Origin of the sequence: Alteribacillus sp. YIM 98480 (assembly GCF_009765375.1) — a bacterium.
In the GTDB taxonomy this organism is placed as follows: domain Bacteria; phylum Bacillota; class Bacilli; order Bacillales; family Marinococcaceae; genus Alteribacillus.
In genome coordinates this window covers 136,786-161,631 of record NZ_VTOK01000001.1, presented here as the reverse complement: position 1 = coordinate 161,631, position 24,846 = coordinate 136,786, and the positions used below count along the sequence as shown (strand labels likewise).

The following is a 24,846-nucleotide window of genomic DNA, read 5'->3' as shown; positions in this document are numbered from 1 at the left end:
AGTACGAAACACTTTGGATGGTCTGGTGGCAGTCTTTTTTCCAGCGCTTTCAGTTTTTGCAGGTAGAGGGGCATCGTTCGGGGTTTGATGATCAATTTATCACTTCTCTTTCTACTTGGATGAGTGTTTTATTCGACATGAGTTGCTGATTTTCCTTTTCGATGATAACATTCCATTTTTCGATTGAAGTGACAAATTTCTCGCTCATTCCGACAATTTTTTCGCTGATAAACCCCTCTAACCGCCGATAATGCCAAAACAAAACGAGGGTACAACCGTTTATCGGTTATACCCCAACTACATCACTTCGTCTTTCGAACAATTCAACATCGCGCCATACCCCATTCAACTGTCCAATCCGCTCACGTGTACCTACTTTTCGAAAGCCTGCTCCTTCGTGAATTTTAATGCTGTTTCGATTTTCAGGAAAAATGCCAGCTTGAAGCATCCAGTAGCCTTCCTTTTCTGTTACTGCTATTAATTCTTTCAATAAAGCTGTCCCGAGTCCCTGACCGCGGATATCGCCTCTTATGTATATACTTGTTTCCCCTACACCATCATATATCGCCCGGTTGGAAACAGGTGAAATAGCGGCCCACCCAAGCACTTCATTGGTTTCTTCTTTTAGCGCGACAAGGCGGCAGACGAGATCATGAGTTGCTGACCAGATTTCCCATGATGGAGCTTGCGTTTCAAATGTAGCAATCTCTGTTTCTATTCCCATTTCATAAATTTCTTTTACTTCAGGCCAATGTTGCTTTTGCAACCGTTCAAACGAATATCTCAAAAATACACCTCCATGTTATTGCTGCTTATTTAGCCGTCGATATTCGTTAATCAACAAAAACGTCTGCAGCAAAACAAGTACAATGAATAATGGACTATACAGGTCAAACCCTGCGGTTGATGATCCTCCAACAAGCGTGAACCCTGTAATAAGCGCGACAACATAAATGGTTAATATTAATTTAAAACGAAAGCTCGACCACGGGCTGAACGCCCGTCGAATAGAAGGAACAGCAACAGACGCAATGATTGTCACAACCATAATGAATAAAATGGTTGTAGTTGATATATTAGCTGCAAAGGGAGTATGCGGGAAAAAATCATTGAAAATCAGGGCACCGACCGCAATAAAAAAAACCACTTGCAAAATACTTTTTAGCATTTTTATGGTACTCCTTCTTCGTTGTCCTAGTTGTTAGATAGGGTTCCTTATAGTATATGAAAAAACATTCTTCCCTTCAAATGAAAAATTCAATTGCTTTCACTGGTTCAGTTGAGTGATTTGCAATTGATATAGAAATATTCAATAACGAATTAAGATTCATTACAGGTGTGCGTGTATAAATAAAATATTTAAAATTTTCTACAATAATGGTAAAATAATGAAGTGTAAACGGTTTCAAATAATATGCAAGGAGGGATGAAGGTCTACAGTCTATCAATCTAGCAGGTTTGGTGCTTTTTCTTCAAAACAACTTTTCTACAAACAGAAAGGGGATAGAATAAAATGCGTTATGATGCACCTAATACATCTGGAAGTCTAGTAAATTTTAAAGATCGATACGACAATTTTATCGGCGGCGAATACAAAGCACCTGTAAAAGGCGAATATTTCGATAACATTACGCCTGTCACCGGGGAAGTTTTCTGTCAAATGTCACGTTCTACCGAAGAAGACGTGGAACTTGCTATTGATGCTGCACATCAGGCAAAAGACGCCTGGGGCAGAACATCGCCTGCCGAACGCGGCAATATTTTAAATAAAATAGCTGATCGTATCGAAGAAAATTTAGAAATGCTGGCTGTTGCGGAAACGTGGGAAAACGGAAAAGCTGTACGTGAAACATTAAATGCTGATATTCCGCTTGCCGTTGATCATTTCAGATATTTTGCCGGTGTTATTCGTACACAGGAAGGTACGATAAGTCAAATTAATGATGATACGGTTGCTTATCACTTCCATGAACCGCTTGGCGTTGTCGGGCAGATTATCCCATGGAACTTCCCGCTGTTAATGGCCACTTGGAAAATTGCTCCGGCACTTGCAGCCGGCAACTGCATCGTTTTAAAACCGGCAGAACAAACACCTGCTTCCATTCACGTCCTGCTTGACCTTATTAAAGACCTTCTCCCGCCTGGTGTGTTAAATATAGTAAATGGCTTTGGCGTAGAAGCCGGGAAGCCGCTTGCTTCAAACAGCCGCATTTCAAAAGTAGCATTTACAGGAGAAACAACAACCGGTCGTTTGATCATGCAGTATGCTTCTGAAAATATTATTCCTGTCACTTTAGAACTTGGCGGTAAATCTCCGAACATCTTTTTTGAAGATGTGATGAGAGAAGACGACAAGTTTCTTGATAAAGCAATTGAAGGTTTCGTCATGTTCGCTTTAAACCAAGGGGAAGTTTGTACATGTCCTTCCCGCGCCCTTATTCATGAGTCGATTTACGATCGCTTTATGGAACGAGCACTGCAGCGGGTTGAAGCAATAAAAACCGGACATCCGCTTGATACCGATACGATGATGGGTGCACAGGCCTCTCAAGAACAGATGGAAAAAATTATGTCTTATCTTGATATAGGAAAACAAGAAGGAGCCGAAGTTCTGGCCGGCGGCGGCAAAAACGAACTAAACGGAGAACTTGCCAATGGATATTATGTACAGCCGACTATTTTTAAAGGCTCGAATAAAATGCGTGTCTTCCAAGAAGAGATTTTTGGCCCTGTCCTATCTGTTGCAACCTTTAAAACAAAAGAAGAAGCTTTATCTGTTGCAAATGATACGCTTTACGGATTAGGAGCTGGGATTTGGACCCGCGATATTAATACAGCTTACCGTTTCGGACGTGAAATTGAAGCCGGCCGTGTTTGGACCAATTGTTATCATGATTATCCAGCTCATGCAGCCTTTGGCGGCTACAAGAAATCCGGTATCGGCCGAGAAAACCACAAAATGATGCTTGATCATTACCAGCAAACGAAAAACTTGCTGATCAGCTACAGCGACAAAGCTCTAGGTTTCTTTTAAAATCTTTCTTTGCAGGCCGGTGCAGTTAATAACTGCCCTCGCCTGCTTTTTCTGTTACACCATTCATCTTAGCGGGTATAGTGTGGTAATACTATTAATAATACTTGTGACTGCGCCCATGTCCTGACAACGCAGCGCAGAATTTCTGAAACAGACCAGCACATTCATCAGGGCGCACCTATGATTATTTACGGAAAGGGTGACTTTCTTTGAAAGTAGAAAAAGTGACAGCCACCGATGGAGCCCTTGAATTGATTGAAAAATTAAAAGAGCGGCATGGCCCATTGATGTTTCACCAATCAGGGGGCTGTTGTGACGGAAGTTCTCCGATGTGTTTTCCGGAAGGAGATTTTAGAGTAGGCAGCAGTGATATGTATTTAGGCCAGATTGGCGGAATGCCCTTTTATATTTCAAAAGACCAATACGAATACTGGAAGCATACGCAGCTCATTATTGACGTCGTAGATGGACGCGGCGGCATGTTTTCTCTTGAAGGCCCGGAAGGTAAACGATTTTTAACTCGATCTAGAGTATATTCTGAAGAAGAACGAAAGGCGTTGCAGGAAGAAGAAAGGACACAAACTTGATCAAATGTAAAGGGTGTTCTAAGCAGCATTTTCAGCTTATAGAACACCTTTTCTACTCCATAAAAACATGTAAGTTTTTATCTTACTAATGCATTTCACTAAATGTTAATCTCCTAAGGAAGACATACATATTCTGGTCTAAAACAGAAATATTAAACACGAAGTACTTTTAATGTAAACGTTCTTTCTTTTTTCATTGATTTTTTTCAAAAACCATACTATTCTTTTAGATAGTAAAGAGTTGTGAAGCTAGAAGAAAGGGGTTTGGATTATTCATGCATTGGTTTATCATTGGTAGTGTTATTGTCTCCATCGCAACAGGTATTTGGTCCATATTTAATATAAGAAAAGGCTACTAAGAAATCTACATAAAGAAAAGCGCAAGGACCCCATGTAAAAAACGCGCTAACAGGAATTTTTCCTGTTGCGCGTTTTTAACGTCTGTTATCCCTTTACTTTATCAAATTCCTCCGTAATTTCAGAAACGGGTTCCCGATCGATATAACTGACAAATATAACAGCTAATCCGCCGATCAAAAACCCTGGAACGAGTTCATATAAGTCGAACAAACCGCCTTCTGGAATAGCCCAAAGAATTACCGTTAGTCCCCCGGCTACCATACCGGCAAGCGCCCCCCACTTTGTTGTTCTCCGCCAAAACAGCGATAGAAGAATAACCGGTCCAAATACTGCCCCAAATCCGGCCCAAGCATATTCCACCAGCTCCAAGACTGTACTGTCAGGGTTGTAAGCTAACAACGTAGCAATTAACGCAATCACTAATACACCAACGCGGCCAATCCACACCAGTTCCTGCTCTTTTGCAGCTGGGCGAAACAATCCTTTATAAAAGTCTTCAGCCAAAGCGCTCGATGACACCAAAAGCTGTGAATCAATCGTACTCATAATAGCGGCTAAGATAGCAGCTAATAGGAATCCAGCGATCCAAGGATTAAAAAGCAGCTGAGTAAAGGCAATGAAGACCGTTTCATGAGCTCCTTCAGCTAGCGCATCACCCGGCCCTGCTCCTGCGAAGTATGCAATACCGACAAACCCAGTGAATATGGCGCCAAACAAAGATAACACCATCCATGTGATGCCGATCAAACGTGCTTTTGGAACTTCTTGTTCGGAACGAATAGCCATAAACCTTGTAATGATATGAGGCTGTCCAAAATATCCCAGCCCCCAAGCTAATAGAGAAATAATCCCAATCACAGATGTACCAGCAAATGCGTCCAAGTAAGTCGCATCTACTTCTCCTGCAGCTGCAATCATATTCCCCCAGCCGCCCATTTCTGTAATGGCGACTATCGGTACGACAATCAGTGCTAAAAACATAATAATTCCTTGGAAAAAGTCGGTCCAGCTTACCGCTAAAAAACCGCCAAGAAACGTATACGTAATTATAATAGCAGCGCCAATCCAAAGAGCTGTTGTGTATTCCCAGCCAAATGATTGCACAAATAACGTTGCCCCGCCCACAAGACCAGAAGATGTGTAAAAAGCAAAGAATAATAAAATAAAAACAGCAGAAACGATTCTTAACACTTTAGACTGATCCCTAAAACGATTCTCCAAAAAATCCGGGATAGTTATGGAATTGTTAGAGATTTCTGTATAACGGCGCAATCGCTTCGCCATAAATTGCCAATTTAAATAGGCACCCACAGCAAGGCCAATCGGAAGCCAAATTTCACTCATCCCGCCGATATACATAGCTCCTGGCAAAGCTAGAATCAGCCAGCTGCTCATATCTGAGGCTCCGGCACTTAATGCTGCCACAGCACCGCCAAGTTTTCGTCCCCCTAAAACATAATCAGATAGGTTATTCGTTAATTTGTAAAAAATAAGACCAATCGAAAACATTCCAATTAAGTAAATTAAAAATGTAATCAGCGTCGGAGCACTCACTGTTTATACCTCCTTTCCGTAAAGTAAGTAATAATAGATAAAATAATGAGTAATGGCATTGGCACCAGCAGCCAAAACCACGTTGCCCCAGTTAAAGCATGCTCCATCTTATCCCCCCCTATCTTTTAAATTACGTAGAGATCCTTCAGTTCCTATTATATTATGAAGTTTTTATCGTCATTCTGCAAAATTCCTTTTTAACTTTCCTAAAACGAATAGGAACAATACTTATTCTGTGCTACTATGTTCTTAAAGATTTGTAAGAAAAGCGCAAGCGCCTTAAAAGAAGGAAGTTCGGCTACGAGCGTCACGTCCTGTGACAACGCCGAACTGACTCCCATCCTGGGAGCCCGCGACAGGTTCTGGAGCTTTCGCGCAGGGTGCCTGCAGCCCGGCGAGCGGCTGGGCGCTGGAGCTAGACATGTAAAACCCCAAATATTTATAAATTCTTACCTTTGAACGAAAGGACGTCACGTATTGAAAAAAGCTGCAATTATTATTTTTAGTATAAGCTTACTTGTTCCACTCCCATTAGAAGCTGCTTCTGACCATTCTTTTTGGAATCAACCTAAAGAGAACAATGAAATAGAAGAAAACATGACCCAAGAAGAATGGGAGAAAACGTGGGAAGAAGCACAAGAAGCAGCGGAAAAATCTGAAGAAGACACTCGTTCAGAAGAAGAAAAACTTGAAGATTTCGATCAAAAATGGAAAACAAACGGCAGTACAAAAAAATCCGATTCTGAGAATTCATCCTTTTCTAACCGGTGGAATAACTTTGGTGTTGAATTTGGATCTATCAGTCAGCTATGGAACCAATTTTTTTATACAATACCCAACTTAGACGATAGCAGCCATAAAGAAGATCAATCTCTTGCCCCCTTATTATCCGATACTGAACGAGAAAATACTCAAACGGAAGATAAAAACGCTTCTTTTGAAGAAAAATGGGCAGATTTCGGGGAAAAGTTTGAAGGAACATATGAAAATCAGGAAGAGAAAAACAACCACCTTTGGGAAGATTCCTTTGACAGCAGTACGGGTACATATGAAAATTCCAACTAACCAAAAAACATACGGTAACGGAGAAGAAACTGCACAAGAGCCCCCTTTTATTTAACGATAATAAAATGGAGCCATTCATTAATTACTTCAGGAATGGCTCCATCTTTTCTTTTTTTAGTATGTTTTTAATTCGTTATAAAGTGTATCTCTTTCTACTGGAATACGATTTGCTTCTTTTACTAGGTATACTAATTCATCTCTTGTTAAACCTTTTGGAGACAAAGCGCCAGCGGAATGACTAATTCGTTCCTCTACGAGCGTCCCATGGATATCTGACGCCCCAAAATTCAATGCCAGCTGTGCTACCTGTGTCCCTAATGTAATAAAATAGGACTTTATGTGTTGAAAGTTGTCTAGCATCAAACGACTGATAGCTATTGTCTTTAAGTCTTCTACGGCACTTGTTCTTTTCGTTATTTTTGAATTGGTGCTTTTCGGCTGAACCGCCAGTGGAATAAATACTAAAAAGCCGTTTGTTTCATCTTGAAGCTCACGTAAATAAATCATATGCTGAAGTCTTTCTTCAAGCGTTTCAATCGATCCATAAAGCATGGTTGCATGAGTAGGGATACCTAATGAATGAGCGCTGCGATGTACGTCTAACCATTGTTCAGTCGTTGCTTTATTGACACTCATTTTTTTCCGGTATCTTTCTGATAATATTTCTGCTCCTCCACCCGTAAGTGAGGAAAGACCAGCGTCTTTCAGCTTGTTAAGCACCTCTTTATAACTAAGACCGCTTTGTCTAGAGAAAAATTCAATTTCAGCCCCTGTATAAGCTTTTATGGTCACATCCGGAAAGTGTTCTTTTAACGTTCTAATAGAATCCACATAATAATCAAAAGGGACTTCTGTGTTGTGGCCGCCAGTAATATGGAATTCCTTTACATTAGGTGTAATACGTTCTTTTACTTGTTCTACCATTTCCATAGGAGAATTTGTATATGCTCCGTCTTCTCCTGGTTTTCTTTTGAAGTGGCAAAAAGCACAAGTGGCTTCACATACATTGGTAAAGTATAGACTCATATTTTCCACGAAATATGTTTTTTTGCCATTCTTTTTTAAGTTAGCTTGATTAGCCAGCTCGCCAATCGTTAACAAATCCTCTGAGTTATATAAAAATAAACCATCTTCCATGGACAATCTAACATTATTTTCTACTTTTTCTTTTATGTTGTTAAGGCGAGAAGTGGTATCACTTTGGATTAACAAGATAATAACCTCCTAGTTGATTGTGAAAACGTGCTAGCCACACAGATTATATGACAACATGCAGTTATAAAAATAAAGAGTGACCTAGATTCATTATAAACAAAAGCCGCTTAGTATTAAATATAATTTTTTTGCCATAAGCGTTCTGTTCAGCTGTGACGTTTTTGCTGCTTCTATAGAAAATAATCCTAAGATAATAAAAACTCCTAAAGCAGTCGACGTTTATCTAACACCGCACAGCCAGTGCTAACCATCTCTGCTTTAGAAGTTTCTTTAGAAATAACTGTATTTTCCTTTTAATCCAAAACTGTACTTACACGAAGACCGTTTTGGATTAGCCTTTTTAAATTCCTTTAACCATTTTATTAAAGCATCTGGCTGATCGTCTTCGGCTGCATGTATTGAAGAAGATAATCGGGCCCGCCTGCTTTTGCATCGGTTCCTGACATTTTGAACCCGCCAAATGGGTGATAGCCGACAATAGCACCTGTACAGTTACGATTAAAATATAAGTTACCGACGTGGAAATGATGTTTTGCTTTTTCAAGGTGTTCGCTGTTGTGAGAAATCACTGCACCCGTTAAGCCGTACTCTGTGTTATTTGCAATTTTAAGTGCTTCATCGTAGTTTTTAGCTTTTGAAAACGCCACTATAGGCCCAAAGATTTCTTCTTGCATAATTCGAGCATTTGGTTCAACATCGGCAAATATAGTTGGCTGAATAAAATATCCTTTTGAACTGTCTGCATCACCACCAGCGACGAGACGTCCTTCTTCTTTTCCGATTTCAATATAGCCAGTAATTTTATCAAAAGCTTTTTGATTAATAACAGGCCCCATGTAATTATTTTTAGAAACAGGATCACCGACTGTCAATTCTTTCGTGCGTGCTTCGACTCGGTTCAACACTTCATCATACACATCTTCATGTACAACAACTCGAGAACCAGCAGAACATTTCTGTCCAGAGAAACCAAAGGCAGAGGTGATAATTGCTTCTGTTGCAGTATCAAGGTTTGCTTCATTGTCTACAATGACGGTGTCTTTCCCTCCCATTTCAGCAAGAACGCGTTTTAAATGATGCTGACCTTCCTGAACAACAGCAGCACGCTGGAAAACGCGAAGACCGGTTGCTCTTGAACCTGTAAACGTAATAATTGACGTTTTATGATGATCGACAAGATAATCACCAATTTCAGAAGGTTCACCTGGGACGAAATTAATCACTCCTTTAGGCGTACCGGCTTCTTGAAGAATTTCAACAAATTTGGCTGCAATTACTGGGGTTGGTTCAGCAGGTTTCAATAGAACTGTGTTGCCTGTTACAAGTGGTGCAACAGTCGTACCTGCCATAATGGCTCCAGCAAAATTCCAAGGTGGAATCGTAACCGCAACACCCATCGGTTGATACGTATATTGGTTATATTCTCCATCGCGGCTGTTGATCGCTTTTCCTTCTTTCAGTTCGATCATCTGCCGAGCGTAGTACTCGAGAAAGTCTATTGCTTCTGCAATGTCGGCATCTGCTTCTTTCCATGGCTTTCCTGCTTCTTTAACGAGCAGCGCCGACAGTTCATGCTTGCGGCGGCGCATAATTGCCGCACCGCGGAACAGTATCTCTGCTCTCGCCGTAGGATTGGTATGTCTCCACGTTTTAAAAGCATCACTTGCAGCATCAAAAGCTTTGTCGATTAGTCTAGGAGTCGCTTTTGAAACATTTCCGATAACTTCTTTATAATTGGACGGGTTGTATGAAACTAGTTTGTCATCTGTTGTTATTTGTTCGCCATCAATAAGAAGAGGATAATTCTGCCCGAGATAACCTTCTACCTTTTCTAATGCTTTTTGAAAATCCTTGCTGTTTTCTTCAGTTGTAAAATCCGTAAAGGGTTCATGTCTATAAGCAGTATACATCATAACTCTCCTTTCTTTTTTAAGCGCTTAGTACTTCTTCCATTTTCTTCAGTGCCCAGTTCAACTCCTCTTTAGAAATGACCAAAGGGGGAGCAAAACGGATGACTGTATCATGGGTCTCTTTGCAAAGTAAGCCTTTTTCCTTTAAAGCTTCACAATAAGGACGGGCAGCTTCTGTAAGCTCCACTCCAATAAAAAGACCTTTTCCGCGGATTTCTTTAATTTTTGAAATGTTCATTTTACTGATTCTCTCTTTGAAATAGTTTCCAAGTTTCTGAGAGCGCTCCACCAGATTTTCTTCTTCCAAAACTTCCAGTGCTGCAACGGCTACAGCTGCTGCAAGCGGATTACCTCCAAAGGTAGATCCGTGGGAACCAGGATTAAATACGCTTAAAATGTTTTTATTTGCTGCGATGCAAGAAATTGGGAAAACTCCGCCGCCGAGTGCTTTACCAAGAATATAGATATCCGGCTTTACATCTTCCCAATCGCAAGCAAAAGTTCTGCCTGTACGCCCTAGACCGGTCTGAATTTCATCAACTGCAAACAGAACATTATGTTCCTGGCATATTTTTTTTGCTTCTTTTAGAAAGCCGATAGGAGGAATAACAATCCCTGCTTCTCCCTGGATTGGTTCGAGTAAAAATCCAGCCGTGTTTGGAGTAATGGCTGATTTTAGCGCTTCTAAATCACCATAAGGAATGATTTTGATTCCAGGAAGCATCGGTCCGAAACCGCGCTTGTATTCATCTTCTGAAGACAAAGATACAGCAGATATCGTCCGTCCGTGGAAGTTTCCTTCACAAGCAATAATTTCTGACCTGCCTGCTTTAATATTTTTATTTTCATATCCCCAGCGGCGAATCGCTTTGATAGCCGTTTCTACTGCTTCCGCTCCAGTATTCATTGGAAGTACCATCTCTTTTTTCGTCAAACTGCATACTTTCTCATAAAAAGTACCTAACTGATCATTGTGAAAGGCTCGTGATGTGAGTGTTACTTTGTCTGCTTGATCTTTTAATGCCTGAATTATTTTAGGATGGCGGTGGCCTTGATTTAAGGCAGAGTAAGCACTCAGCATATCAATGTATTTTTTTCCTTCCGGGTCTTCCACCCAAACTCCTTCCGCTTTTGATATAACAATCGGTAACGGGTGATAATTTCTTGCACCGTATTTTTCTGTTTGTTTAATAATCGAAGTAGTAGATGAAGGTAACGTCATGACTTCACTCCTTCTCCCTTCCCCAAAATTTCAACTAATATTAAAGCCATGCTCTTACATTAATTTATTTTCCTTTATTAAAAATTATCTTGTATTTGAAAAAAGAAGGAGATATTAAATGGGGGCAGAGATGTTCAATTAACCCTATACACTTAAATACTAAAGGGTTACTTACAACAGAGTATTCACGTTTTCTGCCATTCATGTAAAATGTCGTTATTTTTTACATATTGGGGGAGACATACAAAAGATTAAAAAATGGAAGGGGATTACCACTTATGTCACGAATCTCTTTGTAGTTTGAAGGGAGGGATTCCTTATGTCCATGAAAACCTCTGGCGTATTTTATCCGTTTCCCCATTTAGAAACGAAGCGATTACGTTTAAGAAGGTTGCAGCAAGAGGACTTATACGCTGTATTTGACTATGCCTCTAAACCTGAAGTCAGTGAGCATGTACTGTGGGATACACACCGATCAACCGAAGATACACAGCAATTTTTAGATATTGCATTTGAAAAATACAAGCAGGGTCACCTCGCTCCATTTGGAATTGAACGGAAAGAATCAGCTGAATTGATTGGAACAATTGATTATGTCTGGTGGGAACAGGGGCACGCCGCTGCAGAGATTGGCTATGTTCTCTCACCGAACTATTGGGGGCAAGGGATCATACCTGAAGCAGCATCGAAACTTGTTTCCTTCGGCTTCGAACAAATGGGGCTTGTTCGAATCGAAGCGCGCTGTTATGCAGAAAATAAAAATTCCATGCGCGTTATGGAAAAATTAGGCATGACATACGAAGGGACCATCAGACAGCGTTTGCTCGTTAAAGGTGTACGTCGTGATATCAATATTTACGGACTGTTAAAACATGAATGGTAAGAAAAGCGCAAGCGCCTTGCTCACGAGAGACAAGTCCTGGAGGGGCGGCATATGGAAAGTTGAACTTTGCTTTCCATTGACGAACCGAAGGAATCTCGAGCGAGTAGGCCCTGGAGCTAGACATGTAAAACGCCAAATATTTATAATTTCTTATCTTAAAAAAAGGCAGGTAACGGATCAGGCACTATAACAGCCTGGTCCGCTGCTATGGACAAAACATTTCAACATGATGGTGAAGGTTCACAAATTCCGCTGGAAGTTTCCCACCGTACTCTCCGTCTAAATTGAGCTGCATGTCTCCTTCAACGTCGATTTTAATTCTGTTAGCTTGTACGTACATTACTTTTTCATGGTGAAGGTGTTCTCCATTTAACGCTTGTGTACCAATACGGACAAGTTCTGGCAGGTTCGTTTTTTTAATAATAATCATGTCAAACATACCATCGTTATATTTAGCATTCGGAAGCAGTTTCTCAAATCCTCCTACCGAATTTGTATTAGAAATGAGAAACATCATAATTTGGCCTTCATATAACTTGCCATCATACTCCATTTTTACATATTTCGGCTTCAAAGAGCGCAGCTTTTCGAACCCTTTTACGTAATATGCGAGCTGCCCCATCATGGTTTTCAGTTTGCTTGGAGTATCATATGTTAACTCGGTCAGTTTCCCTCCCGCTGCAATATTAATAAAATATTGATCGTTCACTTTTCCAATATCAATAGGGCGGCTTTTCCCTGAACAAAGAACGTCACAGACTTGTTCAATATTATTTCCGCTAATACCAAGAGCTCTCGCCAAATCATTGGTCGTCCCGGCCGGAATCAATCCTAGCTTCGGACGTGTCCCAAGGTCTGCCAGGCCATTTACAACTTCAAAAATAGTGCCGTCCCCGCCGGCTGCCACGACCATGTCAAAGCCGGATATTCCAGCTCTTCTTGCTTCTTCTCTCGCGCATCCTTCTCTTTTGGTCATGTGAGCAGAGGTTTCATACCCTTCCATTTCCAGGCGGTCTAAAATATACGGCAGCTGCTTTTTCATTTGTTCTCGACCCGATGTCGGGTTATAAATGATACGTGCACGTTTCATGTTTGTTCTCCTAATTATAAATTATAAATATTCTATCTTGTTTTTTATACTATATCATATTCAATATAATCTCTAATAAGTTTCGATATTAGTACGGAACTAAACAGTATCTCTAGCTGCCCTTTGAAAACCTAAATAATTTGTTTCCACAAATTTATAAAAACGGTCTTGACCTTTTTCTTCAAACACAAACAAAGCTTTTTTCATATTTTGAAGGGCTTCACGTTTTTTCCCAGAATAAAAGAGATAAATTCCTTTTTGATAATATAGTTCTCCTAGAAGATATAATGAGTCCTTTTTGAAAATAAAATTAATACCTTCTTCGGCAACTTTTACCGCTTCTTCGAAGTTATGCATTCGAAAATACACAATGCTAAGATTATAATAAAGCTTATAAATTGGCGGCGCACTACCATGAACCGGTAATTTCTTTGCCATTTTTTTTGCTTGCTCGTAATAATATAGCGATTGTTCATATTTTTGCGTGTCTGAATACATATTCCCAAGGCTTATATAAATCCCTATATCGTCATTTGTAACTGTTTTTTTAGAATGAGTTTCTATGTCCATTGCCACTTTCAATAACTCTATAGCGTCTTCTTTTTCTTGGGTAAGGTTAAAGTGACAAACACTTCTTTTCCATAATAAAAATTTTCGATGAGTGGCCTTTCGAAACAAAGGATTTTTTAGTTCTTCTTTTATAATTTCAACAGCTTCTTTATATTTCCATTTACTAACCAAATCTTCTATCTTATCTTTCGTTTCTTGTATATAATTAAATCTTGGAGCTTCTTGTTCCTCAAAAAAATAACTGATGTCCACCCCCAGTCTTAACCCCAGCTGCTGCAATATGTCTGCTGTAGGCTGTGTTTCTCCTCTTTCAATTTTTGAAACGGCCTTTTGTGAACATATATTTTTAGCCAGCTCTCTTTGACTGACATTGTAGTATTCTCTTAAATCTTTTAACTTGATCCCTAGTGAGGGTCCTTCCATTATTTTCCCTCCAGCTACTGAGTACTATAGTTCTCTTAATTAGTATATTACCATGAAATTTTTACTTTAAAAGCCCTCATTAACTCTCATACTTTATAAAGGCGGATGTGTTTTTTTTCAATTTATGTAACAATATACCCAGGATGAAATCAATGAAATAAAAATTCAGTGGGGAGGAATTAATGTGAGAAAATTACAAGCTCTAGGTATGATAGCTTTTTCTTTAGCCATATTAGCTTCTACTGGTGATGTAAGTACTTTAGATGTATCCTTGCCACATGCTTATTAATAACTAATCATTTTTCGGACAATCTTTACACCACAACCAAGCTACCCCCTTTTTTAACCCTTGCTTTATCCGCAGGGGATTCTTTTTTAGAAACACTTGATTTTCTCCAATTCTATGAGTTAAATCCATGTTTGTCTTATACTGTTAACCGCTGAAATTCATGCTTTCCTAACAGTTTGAGAGAAACCAGGCTTTATCTGAATCCTTAGACTAAGTTTTATTTTTAGAACGACCGAGTACCTTTGGTTCGTTTAAAAATTGTCTCGGTGAGAGGAGAATGATAATGAATCCAAGCAGGGAAGTCGAAGCGTTTGTTTGTTTATTTCTAGAAAAATATGAAAATGCTTTCAATCGGGATGACTTGTGCGCTTTACGGGATTTTGTTTATTACAACGCTCCGCATGTAGAGGGGAAAATTCCTTTTATTGAGATGATGTCTCTCATTTGGAGTGCAGATAGATCTGTTTTTAAAGATCCCTTAGGTACAGAACCACTATCTTTTGGACTGCTTGTTGATATGTTGGAAAATGCCACAGACCGGGATTTTGAATATATGAAATATCAGTTAGACCAATATACAAATGCTGTACAATTTGCTTAACAGGTGAAACAAAAGATGCCTCTTCCCCCTTGTCTTCTTTTGTTTCAATTATTGGATATATGAAAAGACTTCCTCCGATTGGCCTGGTTGTTATACCTGGCCTCTTTTTAATATATGCCTTGGTTATCACATGCGGCGTTTTAAACATCGACTTTTAGAAAACAAAACTATATCGTGAACAAGTCATGCTCTTGCCGCTTTATATTCAGCAGCAGAAATTTGCGTTTTTTTCCTTGTTCAAAAGGGAATGTTTACGTGTATAGACAGAGCAAGGGGGAACTGACATTATTATGCGGGAAATTTTTATTTCAGATATTCATGGCCAATTTAAAGCTTTCACTTCTCTACTAAGTCAATTAAACTATAACCCTAGAAAAGACCAGCTTTATCTTTTGGGAGATTACATCGACCGCGGACCTCAATCCAATCAGCTTATCCGTTATTTGTTGCAGCTCCAACAAATTGCAGGAGAGCATGTTGTATTTCTAAAAGGAAATCATGAGCGCATGATGCTTGATGCCTTTGAGAATGCAGACGATAGTGATGTATCGTTATGGATACAAAATGGCGGAAGGGAAACCTTAAAAAGTTATGCAGGAAACCGGCTGTTAAAAGATTCATTTGACGAAATCCATAAATGGATAACAAACGAATTCGCTGAACATTATCACTTTATAAAGAATCTTGAAAACTATAGAGAAACGAAGGAACACATTCTTGTCCACGCCGGGATTAACCCCTCACTGGATAATTGGAAAGAAACGCCCGAAGAAGAGTTGTTATGGATCCGGTCCCCTTTTTTAGAAAATACCGTCTCTACTACAAAAAAGGTTATTTTTGGACATACCCCTACGATGACACTTCAAGAAGATGCAGGAGTGTGGTTTCAGCCTGACAAAATCGGCATTGATGGCGGTGCGGGATTTAATAAACAATTAAATGCACTTATTTATCATAACGGAGAATATCACGTCGAATCTGTTATTATTGAAACCTAAACATACCCCCTCACTCCTGCTGAGCAAAGGGGGTATATATCCATTATTAACGCTCGTCCATTCCTTCTACGATCAGCTTGTTGACCATCTGCGGGTTTGCTTTCCCTTTTGTTTCTTTCATGACTTGGCCAACTAAGAAACCGAGCGCTTTGTCTTTTCCGTTTTTATAGTCTTCAATCGACTGTGCATTATTATCAAGGATACCATCCACGATTTTTTTCAATTCGCCTTCATCTGAAATTTGTACAAGGCCTTTGTCTTTTACAATTTGTTCTGGATCTCCGCCTTCTTTCATGACATCAGCGAAAACTTTTTTGGCGATTTTACTTGAAATGGTTCCTTTTTCGATTAAGCTGATCAGTTTTGCAAGACTTTCCGGCGTGAGAGCGACATCGTTTAATTCTAAGCCTTCCGAATTCAAATAACCATTCACTTCACCCATCAGCCAGTTAGCAGCCTGTTTTGCATCTGCTCCTTGGTTAATCGTCTCCTGGAAGAAATCAGACATATTTTTGGATTGCGTAATGACTCCCGCATCATATTCAGGCAATCCATATTCTTCAATATAACGAGCTTTTCGTGCATCTGGAAGCTCTGGAATATCTTCCTTGATTTTAGCTTTCCAGTCTTCATCAATGTAAAGAGATACAAGGTCTGGTTCTGGGAAATATCTGTAGTCATCTGATCCTTCTTTTACACGCATAAGAATCGTTTCTTTTTTCGCGTCATCCCAGCGCCGGGTCTCTTGAAGAATTTCTCCGCCGGAAAGTAATTCTTGTTCCTGGCGCTTTTCTTCAAAAGCAAGACCTTTTTGGACGTTTGCAAAAGAGTTCAAGTTTTTAAGCTCTGTTTTCGTACCAAACTCTTCCTGCCCTGCCGGCTTCAATGAAATATTAGCATCACAGCGCAGCGAACCTTCTTCCATTTTACAGTCGGACACTTCCGTATACTGCAATATGGCTTTTAACTTTTCTAAATATGCATAGGCTTCTTCTGGTGTTTCAATGTCCGGTTCTGATACTATTTCAATTAAAGGTGTACCTACCCTGTTAAAATCAACGAGGGAATGATCTCCATACTCATCGTGCGTCAGTTTTCCAGCGTCTTCTTCCATATGGATACGGGTAATCCCAATCTTTTTCTTATAGCCCTCTACTTCAATCTCAATCCAGCCATTTTCTCCAATTGGTTTGTCAAACTGAGAAATTTGGTATGCTTTCGGATTGTCCGGGTAAAAGTAGTTTTTACGGTCAAACTTCGTTTCCTCCGCAATTTCACAATTTAGCGCGAGCGCTGCTTTCATCGCATATTCTACTGCTCGTTTGTTTAATACAGGCAATACACCAGGATGACCGAGACATACCGGACAAGTATGCGTGTTTGGCGGTGCTCCAAATTCGGTTGAGCAATTACAAAAGATTTTTGTGTTTGTTTTTAATTCTGAGTGGACTTCTAGTCCAATTACCGTATCAAATTTCATCTTCTTTTCCCCCCTTACAGTTCCGGCTTTGCTTTATGATGATCCGTCGCTTGTTCAAAAGCGTGTGCCACGCGGTATACTGTTCCTTCTTCAAATGGTTTAGCAATGATTTGCAGACCAACCGGCAATCCTTCTGAAAATCCGCAAGGAACTGATATTGCAGGAACCCCTGCCAAGTTTACCGGAATAGTTAAAATATCATTTGCATACATCGTTAATGGATCGTCAATTTTTTCGCCTACTTTAAAGGCAGTCGTTGGAGCAGTTGGTCCAATCACAACATCATAGTTTTCCCAAATTTTATCAAAATCCTGTTTAATCAATGTACGTACTTTTTGAGCTTTTTTATAATAAGCATCATAATACCCGGAGCTTAGCGCAAATGTTCCTAACATAATACGGCGTTTTACTTCGTCACCGAAACCGTTGCTGCGTGTTTCTTTATACATATCAATCAGATTGTTTGGATTTTCTGCACGAACCCCGTAACGAACCCCGTCAAAACGAGCCAGGTTAGCAGATGCCTCAGACGAAGCAAGTAAATAATAAGCGGCTACAGCGTACTGGGAATGTGGCAGGGATACTTCTTCCCAAGTTGCTCCTTGTTCTTCTAATACTTTGAGAGCCTCGAGTACGCGCTGTTTTACGTCCTCATTGACTCCTTCTCCAAGATATTCTTTTGGTACAGCAATTCGCAGTCCTTTTACATCGCCTGTTAGTGATGAAAGATAATCCGGTACAGAAACGTCAGCAGATGTGGAATCTTTTTTACAATGCCCTGCAATTTCTCCAAGGACAAGCGCGTTATCCTCTACAGTACGTGTCAAAGGACCAATTTGGTCAAGAGAGGAAGCAAAGGCAACAAGTCCAAAACGGGATACACGGCCGTATGTTGGCTTTAAGCCTACTACACCACAGTATGAAGCCGGCTGACGAATCGATCCGCCTGTATCAGAACCAAGAGCAAAAGTTACTTCTCCTGCTGCAACTGAAGCTGCAGAACCGCCGCTTGATCCTCCAGGAACATATTCTATGTTCCAAGGGTTGCGAGTGGTTTGAAAACCGGAATTTTCATTAGAAGATCCCATTGCAAATTCATCCATGTTCAATTTACCAATTGTAACTGATTCTGCATTCTCCAACCAATTTATAACAGTAGCATTATGAACTGGTTCAAAATTGGATAACAGCTGACTTGCGCAAGTAGTACGAAGTCCGTTTGTTACGATGTTATCTTTTATTCCTGCAGGCAGTCCAAACAAAAGACCTCTCGTATCATTATTTTCTAGTGCTTCATCTAATTTCTTTGCTTGTTCTTTAGCTCCCTGTTCATCCAATGTCAAAAATGCTTGAACTTTATCGTCTACTTCCTTAATTCGCGAATAAGATGCATCAACTAGATCTGATACCTTCATTTCTTTATTGTGAAGCTTTTTATGTATCGATGAAAAGCTTTCTTCTAAAATCGACATCAATTGTTCCCTCCTTTACTCTAACACTGACGGCACTTTCACCTGTCCATCTTCTTGGTCGGGTGCATTTTTTAACGCTTCTTCACGATCTAATGAAGGGCGTTGTTTATCTTCACGTAATACATTATGAATATCAAGCACATGAGTGGTAGGTTCCACTCCATCCGTGTCAAGCTCATTAAGCTGCTCTGCAAATCCGATAATAGCATCAAGCTGTTCTGTGAAAGTGTCCACTTCTTTTTCTGTTACAGACAGACGAGCAAGATGAGCTACGTGTTTTACCTGATCTTTTGTAATACGGGCCATTTCCGGTCACCTCCACCTAATTCGTTCTTTCACAATATATAGATGATACCAAATAAGAATAAGACGGGCAACGTATCAGCGCCATTGCCCATTAAGTTGTTGATTAATATACATGGATAAATGGATCTTCACCTGGCTCTTTTACAACCAACGCTTCTTCTCCCCCTGTAGACGAAATTTTCACTTCTATTTCTAATTCATCTGGAAACCGTTGTTCTAATCGGTCAGTAACATGCTGAGTCAACGCAATGATTTCTGTTTTACTGTAAAACGTTAACGGTATGTCGATGGAGAGGTTTCTTAACTCATCATTTTGGTAATATCCTTCTCCGACTACTCCGACGTAGTTTTCGAAAAATTGATTGACATCATTTCTGAACTGATTAAAAGCTTCGGAATCTTCTCTTTGTTCCTCATCAGCATTATTAGATGGAAAGAGATAATGTGATTCATTTAAAGATTGCCAATTACCTATACCTTCTTCAGGTGGAGCTACTGCTGTCGCAATAAATTCACCGGGAACCGTTGAATCACGAGGAGCTTCACGAAAAATAGCAAACATAATCGGAACATTAGACAATGCTCCCTCCGCTCTTTCTTCATTTCTTAATCTCTCGAGTACTTCATTTGCTATGTTTTTGCCTTCCTTTAAACTTGTTTGTTCATTAATTGCCTCATTTAGCCACGGACCATATGTGCCATCACTATTTTGCTCCCTGAAATAATAAACACTGTTCATGGAAAGACCTATTACGAGTCCTCCTACTTGAAGGTTTCCTTCTTCGTTTTCAAATACGTAGTTATGTTCAAGAATATTAGAGAGGACTCTTGGCTGCGAGCTCTCCTGCACTTCAAAGCTTTCTCCGTTCCCAAGCGGAGGATTTAATCCTTCTGGATTCCCATCTTCCTCTTCACTGCCTTCTTTTTGTCTCATAAGCCAGCTGTTCAATTCATTTCTATTGATAAACTGACCCTCTCGAAAGAAATAGTCGTTCTGGTTAAATTCTTCTGAGGCAATCTCTTGCATGCCCACTTCCATTCTTTCTAAATCCATTCGATTATAAACAACATCCGTATTGAATCCCCTTGTTACACCGTGTATAAACTGTCCATCCTGTAAAATACTGCGGTAGTAATTATCTAAACTTGGTATTTCAGGACTTACTTCTACGTCCACTTCTTCTTCATCATCTTCTTGATCGATATCCACTCCTTCATCATCAGGTTCTAAACCGGGCAGACAACCTGATAATAAAAGAAGAGAGGACAACGCAATCATTCCCGTATTCTTCCACATGTTTCCATCTCCTCATTTCTCCGGGAACTTTTTATTCCTGTAAAACGTTTATCTATGTAATGTTATCTATTTTCAACTAGTTCAAATTCCATCATAGAACGACTGACAAAGATTCTCAAGTGAAAAAAATAGTGTTTTAAATGAGACAAAGGAGAAAGGTTTCATCCTTTCTCCTTAACATTGTACTTTATCTCATGAATATGAACTTACGAATCAACCTCTTCTAAAAATTGGTCTTCTCCCCATATTTCTATTCCAATTTCTTGGGCTTTGGTTAATTTTGATCCCGCATCTTCGCCAGCAATAAGCAAGTCTGTGTTTTTACTGACACTTCCTGTTACTTTTCCGCCAAATGATTCTATTTTTTGTTTTGCTTCCTTTCTCGTTACGTTCTCTAAGGAACCAGTCAAAACAACAGTTTTCCCATAAAAAATAGAATCAACCGCCGTCACTGCTTTTTTCGGTCCTTTATAAGTCATATTAATACCGAGTTCTTTTAGTTCGTTTATTAACGCTTGAGCTTCTGGTTTTTCGAAATAACTGACAATAGAATCTGCCATTTTTTCACCAACTTCATAAATAGCAAGCAAATCATCAGAAGAAGCCATTTGCAGACGTTCCATCGTTTCAAAATGTTCAGCTAGGGTTCTTGCTGCTTTCGAACCGACAAACCGAATACCAAGACCAAATATTAACTTTTCCAAAGAATTTTCTTTAGACGCTTCAATGGCGTTTAACAAGTTTTGGACAGATTTTTCTCCCATTCGCTCAAGTTTAAGAAGCTCTTCTTTTTCAAGCTTATACAAATCAGCAATTCCTGCTACAAGATTATGGCTGAAAAGCTGCTGAATAACTTTCTCACCCAGCCCGTCGATGTTCATAGCATCTCTTGAGACAAAATGAATCAATGCTTCCTGCATTTGCGCAGGACATTGTGGATTGATGCAGCGAAGTGCTACTTCTTCCTCAAGCCGAACAAGTTCACTTCCGCACGCAGGACATTCTGTAGGCATTTCAAAGTCCTTTTCATTTCCTTCACGCAGATCGTCTAACACTCTAACAACTTCAGGAATAATGTCTCCTGCTTTTTTGATGACGACTTGGTCGCCTATTTTAATATCTTTCTCGCGAATGAGGTCTTCATTATGAAGAGAAGCCCGCTGTACTGTCGTTCCAGCAACTTTTACCGGTTTCAATTGTGCGGTGGGGGTAACGACTCCAGTTCTTCCGACAGAAAGAGTAATGCCTGTCAGTGTAGTCACCTTTTCTTCAGCGGGAAATTTATACGCAATCGCCCAGCGAGGGTTTTTCGCTGTAAAGCCAAGGTCTTGCTGCTGCTTTAGATCATCTACTTTTATAACAATTCCGTCGATTTCATAACGTAAATCGTTACGGCGGTTTACCCAGCTGTTCACATATTCAAGAACTTCTTCTATACTGCTGCAATGTTTGCTTTCCGGATTTGTTTTAAATCCTAACTCTTTCATATAAGTAATAGCTTCGAAATGAGTTTTTAATCCTATCCCTTTATCATCAGCTATTGCATATAAGAAAATATCCAGATTTCTGCTAGCAGCAATCTTAGGATCAAGCTGACGCAAAGACCCTGCTGCTGCATTGCGCGGATTGGCAAACAACATTTCTCCCGCATTTTCTTTGGCCTCGTTTAATCTTTCGAAGGAACGTTTGGGCATAAATACTTCTCCACGCACTTCAATATCAGCTGGTTTTCGCAACCGAAGCGGAATGGATCCTACTGTTTTTAAATTGCTCGTAATGTCTTCTCCTGTTGTACCGTCTCCTCGTGTTGCTCCGCGGACAAAGCTACCATTTTCATACGACAACGAAACAGCGAGACCATCAATTTTCAACTCACATGTATATTGAACGTCATCTCCTGTTACTTGCCGAACTCTTCGATCAAAATCATATAAATCCTGTTCGTTAAAAGCATTGCCAAGGCTCATCATTGGGATTTGATGCTGTACTTTCTCAAAGGCTTCTAAAGGTGGACCTCCTACACGAACGGTAGGTGAGTCATTACTTTGAAGCTCTGGAAATTCTTCCTCTAACTTCATGAGTTTTTGCATTTTTTCGTCATACTCAGAATCTGGGACAAGCGGGTTATCCAGCACATAATAATGATAGCCATATTTATCTAATAATTGCCGGAGCTTTTTGACCTGCTCCTCTGCATCTTTTCGATTCATAGACTGTCTTCCTTTCTAACTCTGCGTTAGGCTTTTGAAATCGGAGCAAATTTGGCGTAGAGACGTTTAACCCCTTCTGTAGGAAACGCTACATCGAGTTCAACATCTTCCCCTTCTCCTTTAATACTAACCACAGTTCCTGTCCCCCATTTTTTATGCTCCGCTTTATCACCAACCTGCCAGTCAAAACTGCTTCCGCCAGTCGACGCTGATATGGTTCTTCCTTTTGCAGGAGCAACCGCTGCCTTTCGTTGTGGTGAAACAGCACTGTTTGTCCCGCCTATACTTGTTTTCATCCAATCCGGTTTGTTTTCTTTTTCCATTCCGTCAATAACATCCTGCGGAAGTTCTTGAATGAAACGCGACATTGGATTTGCCTGCGTACGGCCATATAATTGGCGCATATGAGCATGTGTAAGATGCAGTTCTTTCTCAGCTCTTGTAATGCCTACATAAGCAAGACGTCTTTCTTCTTCCATTTCTTCGTTTTCAAATAAGGAGCGGCTGTGCGGGAATACACCTTCCTCCATTCCAATTAAAAACACTACAGGAAACTCAAGCCCTTTTGCTGAGTGCAGTGTCATCATCACAACTGCGCTTTCATCGTCTTCTTCCTCCTGATTAATATCAGAGACAAGCGCAAGATCAGTCAAGAACGCGATTAAAGATTTGTCTTCATTTTTCTTCTCAAAGTCTTTCGTTACGGATATAAATTCATCAATATTTTCTAGTCTGCTCTGAGATTCTAGAGACTTGTCTTCTTTTAAAGCATCGCGGTAACCCGTTTTTTCGAGCAATTCATCAACTAGCTCAGTGACCGACAAGTAATCTTGCAATTGGATCCAATGGCCAAGCTGCTCCGAAAACTCCAGCAGTTTTTTAGTCGGGCGTGCACTTAACCCAATCTGATCAGCTTCCTGAAGAGCAGCAAACATAGAAATTCCTTGATTGTTGGCATAAGCAGCAATTTTATCTACTGTCGTTGCCCCGATTCCACGTTTTGGTACATTTATTATTCGGCCAAGGCTGATATCGTCATCTGGATTAGCAACAACGCGTAAATAGGCAAGTACATCTTTAATTTCTTTTCTATCATAGAACTTCGTGCCGCCGATCATATTATAGTTTATATTTGATTTTAAAAACATTTCCTCCATAACACGGGACTGGGCATTGGTACGATATAAAACGGCAATATCAGAATAATCGTAGTTTCCGTTTTGTACTGCTTCTTTTATTTTTTCCACGACATACACCGATTCATCCCGTTCATCCGCAGCTTGAAAGTAGTGTATATTTTTCCCATCGTCATTTTCAGTCCAAAGGTTTTTAGGTTTGCGTCCGCTGTTATTTTTAATGACTTCATTGGCAGCTAGCAAAATTTTCTTAGTGGATCGGTAGTTTTGTTCTAAAAGAATCGACCTGCATTCTTCATAATCATTTTCAAAAGAAAGGATATTTTCAATATCAGCTCCGCGCCATTTATAAATCGATTGATCTGAGTCCCCCACTACGCATAGATTCCGGTGATTCTCAGCTAGTAAATTAACGAGGACATACTGAGCTCTGTTTGTATCTTGATATTCATCGACGTGAATGTATTGGAATTTTCGTTGATAGAAAGATAAAACTTCCGGCACCTGCTTGAATAGCTTAATGGTCATCATAATTAAATCATCAAAATCAAGAGCATGATTGGTTCGCAGACGGCGTTGATATTCTTTGTAAACATCTGCTGCTGTTTCTTCAACAGGTCCATATGCTTTTTCTGCAAATTTTTCCGGTGTATCCAGCACATTTTTAGCAGATGATATCATTCCAAGCATACTGCGTGGGTCAAATTTTTTGGAATCAATATTTTGGTCTTTTAAAATTTGTTTAATGACAGACAATTGATCAGAGCTATCAAGAATCGAGAAGTTTCGGTTATATCCAATTCTGTCAATATCACGACGCAATACCCTTACACACATGGAATGAAAAGTCGACATCCAAATGTCTTCGGCCACTGGTCCAACCAAATCAGCAACGCGCTCTTTCATTTCACGGGCTGCTTTATTCGTAAACGTAATGGCCAAAATGGCATACGGAGGCACCCCTTTTTCACGTATTAAATAAGCAATCCGATGTGTGAGCACACGGGTTTTTCCACTGCCTGCTCCTGCCATCACTAGGAGAGGGCCTTCTGTGTGCTGTACTGCTTCTTTTTGTTCTGGATTCATTCCGCCGAGCATCTTTTCTACAATTTGTCGTTGCATCGGTACACCACCTCAAACATAT

The 24,846-nt window shown here is 40.0% G+C and carries 21 protein-coding genes; 6 read left to right on the top strand and 15 right to left on the bottom strand.

The genetic code is table 11. The features are described from left to right. Window positions 1-286: 286 nt before the first annotated feature. Together FZF09_RS00705 and FZF09_RS00700 are read right to left on the bottom strand one after the other, a co-directional pair. A complete protein-coding gene (locus FZF09_RS00705; RefSeq protein ID WP_158734654.1) occupies window positions 287-787 on the bottom strand; it encodes a GNAT family N-acetyltransferase in 501 nt (166 codons plus the stop codon). Window positions 788-802: 15 nt separating this feature from the next. Beyond that, complete coding sequence (locus FZF09_RS00700) at window positions 803-1,168, bottom strand: hypothetical protein (RefSeq protein WP_158734653.1); 366 nt, start codon at window positions 1,166-1,168, stop codon at window positions 803-805. 345 nt (window positions 1,169-1,513) lie between these two features. On the opposite strand from FZF09_RS00700, the gene adh reads away from it, so the two are divergent. After that, window positions 1,514-3,034 carry an aldehyde dehydrogenase gene (gene adh / locus FZF09_RS00695; protein WP_158734652.1) on the top strand — a complete coding sequence of 507 codons (1,521 nt, stop codon included), beginning with the start codon at window positions 1,514-1,516 and terminating at the stop codon, window positions 3,032-3,034. Window positions 3,035-3,243: 209 nt separating this feature from the next. Further along, the gene (locus tag FZF09_RS00690) at window positions 3,244-3,621 is read left to right on the top strand and encodes a DUF779 domain-containing protein (protein ID WP_158734651.1); all 378 of its coding nucleotides are present in this window, start codon (window positions 3,244-3,246) and stop codon (window positions 3,619-3,621) included. A 444-nt stretch (window positions 3,622-4,065) separates the two neighbouring features. On the opposite strand, the gene putP is transcribed toward FZF09_RS00690, so the two are convergent. Then, window positions 4,066-5,535, bottom strand: a complete 1,470-nt coding sequence (putP, locus tag FZF09_RS00685; RefSeq protein WP_158734650.1) for a sodium/proline symporter PutP — start codon at window positions 5,533-5,535, stop codon at window positions 4,066-4,068. Window positions 5,536-6,012: 477 nt separating this feature from the next. On the opposite strand from putP, the gene FZF09_RS00680 reads away from it, so the two are divergent. After that, window positions 6,013-6,600, top strand: coding sequence for a hypothetical protein (locus FZF09_RS00680; protein WP_158734649.1), 588 nt, complete (start codon window positions 6,013-6,015; stop codon window positions 6,598-6,600). Window positions 6,601-6,714: 114 nt separating this feature from the next. On the opposite strand, the gene mqnE is transcribed toward FZF09_RS00680, so the two are convergent. The 3 genes from mqnE to FZF09_RS00665 all read right to left on the bottom strand — a co-directional run bounded on the left by mqnE (window position 6,715) and on the right by FZF09_RS00665 (window position 10,947). Then, complete coding sequence (gene mqnE, locus FZF09_RS00675; protein WP_158735000.1) at window positions 6,715-7,818, bottom strand: aminofutalosine synthase MqnE; 1,104 nt, start codon at window positions 7,816-7,818, stop codon at window positions 6,715-6,717. A 359-nt stretch (window positions 7,819-8,177) separates the two neighbouring features. Next, window positions 8,178-9,725 carry an L-glutamate gamma-semialdehyde dehydrogenase gene (gene pruA, locus FZF09_RS00670; RefSeq protein WP_158734999.1) on the bottom strand — a complete coding sequence of 516 codons (1,548 nt, stop codon included), beginning with the start codon at window positions 9,723-9,725 and terminating at the stop codon, window positions 8,178-8,180. A 19-nt stretch (window positions 9,726-9,744) separates the two neighbouring features. Next, window positions 9,745-10,947 (bottom strand): ornithine--oxo-acid transaminase, encoded by a 1,203-nt coding sequence (locus FZF09_RS00665; RefSeq protein WP_158734648.1) that lies wholly within the window; start codon window positions 10,945-10,947, stop codon window positions 9,745-9,747. A 319-nt stretch (window positions 10,948-11,266) separates the two neighbouring features. Here FZF09_RS00665 and FZF09_RS00660 point away from each other — a divergent pair, with 319 nt between their 5' ends. Beyond that, on the top strand, window positions 11,267-11,830 hold the full coding sequence (locus tag FZF09_RS00660) for a GNAT family N-acetyltransferase (RefSeq protein ID WP_233269351.1): 564 nt from the start codon (window positions 11,267-11,269) through the stop codon (window positions 11,828-11,830). Here the strand turns inward: FZF09_RS00660 and FZF09_RS00655 are convergent. From FZF09_RS00655 to FZF09_RS00645, 3 genes are all read right to left on the bottom strand, one after another. After that, window positions 11,796-11,954 (bottom strand): hypothetical protein, encoded by a 159-nt coding sequence (locus tag FZF09_RS00655; RefSeq protein ID WP_158734647.1) that lies wholly within the window; start codon window positions 11,952-11,954, stop codon window positions 11,796-11,798. The two genes, FZF09_RS00660 and FZF09_RS00655, sit on opposite strands and share 35 nt — an antisense overlap. Before the next feature lie 81 nt (window positions 11,955-12,035). Beyond that, window positions 12,036-12,920 (bottom strand): diacylglycerol kinase, encoded by an 885-nt coding sequence (locus FZF09_RS00650; RefSeq protein WP_158734646.1) that lies wholly within the window; start codon window positions 12,918-12,920, stop codon window positions 12,036-12,038. A 99-nt stretch (window positions 12,921-13,019) separates the two neighbouring features. Then, window positions 13,020-13,913, bottom strand: coding sequence for a helix-turn-helix domain-containing protein (locus FZF09_RS00645; RefSeq protein ID WP_158734645.1), 894 nt, complete (start codon window positions 13,911-13,913; stop codon window positions 13,020-13,022). Window positions 13,914-14,485: 572 nt separating this feature from the next. Here FZF09_RS00645 and FZF09_RS00640 point away from each other — a divergent pair. Next, window positions 14,486-14,803 carry a hypothetical protein gene (locus FZF09_RS00640; protein ID WP_158734644.1) on the top strand — a complete coding sequence of 106 codons (318 nt, stop codon included), beginning with the start codon at window positions 14,486-14,488 and terminating at the stop codon, window positions 14,801-14,803. Between the two features lie 290 nt (window positions 14,804-15,093). After that, window positions 15,094-15,801, top strand: coding sequence for a metallophosphoesterase family protein (locus FZF09_RS00635; protein ID WP_158734643.1), 708 nt, complete (start codon window positions 15,094-15,096; stop codon window positions 15,799-15,801). Between the two features lie 46 nt (window positions 15,802-15,847). On the opposite strand, the gene gatB is transcribed toward FZF09_RS00635, so the two are convergent. The 6 genes from gatB to pcrA form a co-directional block, all read right to left on the bottom strand. Further along, window positions 15,848-17,281: an Asp-tRNA(Asn)/Glu-tRNA(Gln) amidotransferase subunit GatB gene (gene gatB, locus FZF09_RS00630; RefSeq protein ID WP_158734642.1), complete on the bottom strand. Its 1,434-nt coding sequence runs from the start codon at window positions 17,279-17,281 to the stop codon at window positions 15,848-15,850. A gap of 14 nt (window positions 17,282-17,295) precedes the next feature. Then, window positions 17,296-18,753: an Asp-tRNA(Asn)/Glu-tRNA(Gln) amidotransferase subunit GatA gene (gatA, locus tag FZF09_RS00625; protein ID WP_158734641.1), complete on the bottom strand. Its 1,458-nt coding sequence runs from the start codon at window positions 18,751-18,753 to the stop codon at window positions 17,296-17,298. Window positions 18,754-18,768: 15 nt separating this feature from the next. Continuing rightward, window positions 18,769-19,059, bottom strand: coding sequence for an Asp-tRNA(Asn)/Glu-tRNA(Gln) amidotransferase subunit GatC (gatC, locus tag FZF09_RS00620; RefSeq protein ID WP_158734640.1), 291 nt, complete (start codon window positions 19,057-19,059; stop codon window positions 18,769-18,771). Between the two features lie 103 nt (window positions 19,060-19,162). Then, window positions 19,163-20,356, bottom strand: a complete 1,194-nt coding sequence (locus FZF09_RS00615) for a CamS family sex pheromone protein (protein WP_158734639.1) — start codon at window positions 20,354-20,356, stop codon at window positions 19,163-19,165. Between the two features lie 206 nt (window positions 20,357-20,562). Further along, complete coding sequence (gene ligA / locus FZF09_RS00610) at window positions 20,563-22,566, bottom strand: NAD-dependent DNA ligase LigA (RefSeq protein WP_158734638.1); 2,004 nt, start codon at window positions 22,564-22,566, stop codon at window positions 20,563-20,565. A gap of 26 nt (window positions 22,567-22,592) precedes the next feature. Beyond that, window positions 22,593-24,824 carry a DNA helicase PcrA gene (gene pcrA, locus FZF09_RS00605; protein ID WP_158734637.1) on the bottom strand — a complete coding sequence of 744 codons (2,232 nt, stop codon included), beginning with the start codon at window positions 24,822-24,824 and terminating at the stop codon, window positions 22,593-22,595. Window positions 24,825-24,846: the final 22 nt, after the last annotated feature.

Coding starts and splice junctions, on each gene's coding strand:
- FZF09_RS00700 (WP_158734653.1), bottom strand. CDS start 1,168: ATGCTAAAAAGTATTTTGCAAGTGGTTTTTTTTATTGCGGTCGGTGCC.
- adh (WP_158734652.1), top strand. CDS start 1,514: ATGCGTTATGATGCACCTAATACATCTGGAAGTCTAGTAAATTTTAAA.
- pruA (WP_158734999.1), bottom strand. CDS start 9,725: ATGTATACTGCTTATAGACATGAACCCTTTACGGATTTTACAACTGAA.
- FZF09_RS00665 (WP_158734648.1), bottom strand. CDS start 10,947: ATGACGTTACCTTCATCTACTACTTCGATTATTAAACAAACAGAAAAA.
- FZF09_RS00660 (WP_233269351.1), top strand. CDS start 11,267: ATGTCCATGAAAACCTCTGGCGTATTTTATCCGTTTCCCCATTTAGAA.
- FZF09_RS00655 (WP_158734647.1), bottom strand. CDS start 11,954: ATGTCTAGCTCCAGGGCCTACTCGCTCGAGATTCCTTCGGTTCGTCAA.
- FZF09_RS00650 (WP_158734646.1), bottom strand. CDS start 12,920: ATGAAACGTGCACGTATCATTTATAACCCGACATCGGGTCGAGAACAA.
- FZF09_RS00645 (WP_158734645.1), bottom strand. CDS start 13,913: ATGGAAGGACCCTCACTAGGGATCAAGTTAAAAGATTTAAGAGAATAC.
- FZF09_RS00640 (WP_158734644.1), top strand. CDS start 14,486: ATGAATCCAAGCAGGGAAGTCGAAGCGTTTGTTTGTTTATTTCTAGAA.
- FZF09_RS00635 (WP_158734643.1), top strand. CDS start 15,094: ATGCGGGAAATTTTTATTTCAGATATTCATGGCCAATTTAAAGCTTTC.
- gatB (WP_158734642.1), bottom strand. CDS start 17,281: ATGAAATTTGATACGGTAATTGGACTAGAAGTCCACTCAGAATTAAAA.
- gatA (WP_158734641.1), bottom strand. CDS start 18,753: ATGTCGATTTTAGAAGAAAGCTTTTCATCGATACATAAAAAGCTTCAC.
- gatC (WP_158734640.1), bottom strand. CDS start 19,059: ATGGCCCGTATTACAAAAGATCAGGTAAAACACGTAGCTCATCTTGCT.
- FZF09_RS00615 (WP_158734639.1), bottom strand. CDS start 20,356: ATGTGGAAGAATACGGGAATGATTGCGTTGTCCTCTCTTCTTTTATTA.
- ligA (WP_158734638.1), bottom strand. CDS start 22,566: ATGAATCGAAAAGATGCAGAGGAGCAGGTCAAAAAGCTCCGGCAATTA.
- pcrA (WP_158734637.1), bottom strand. CDS start 24,824: ATGCAACGACAAATTGTAGAAAAGATGCTCGGCGGAATGAATCCAGAA.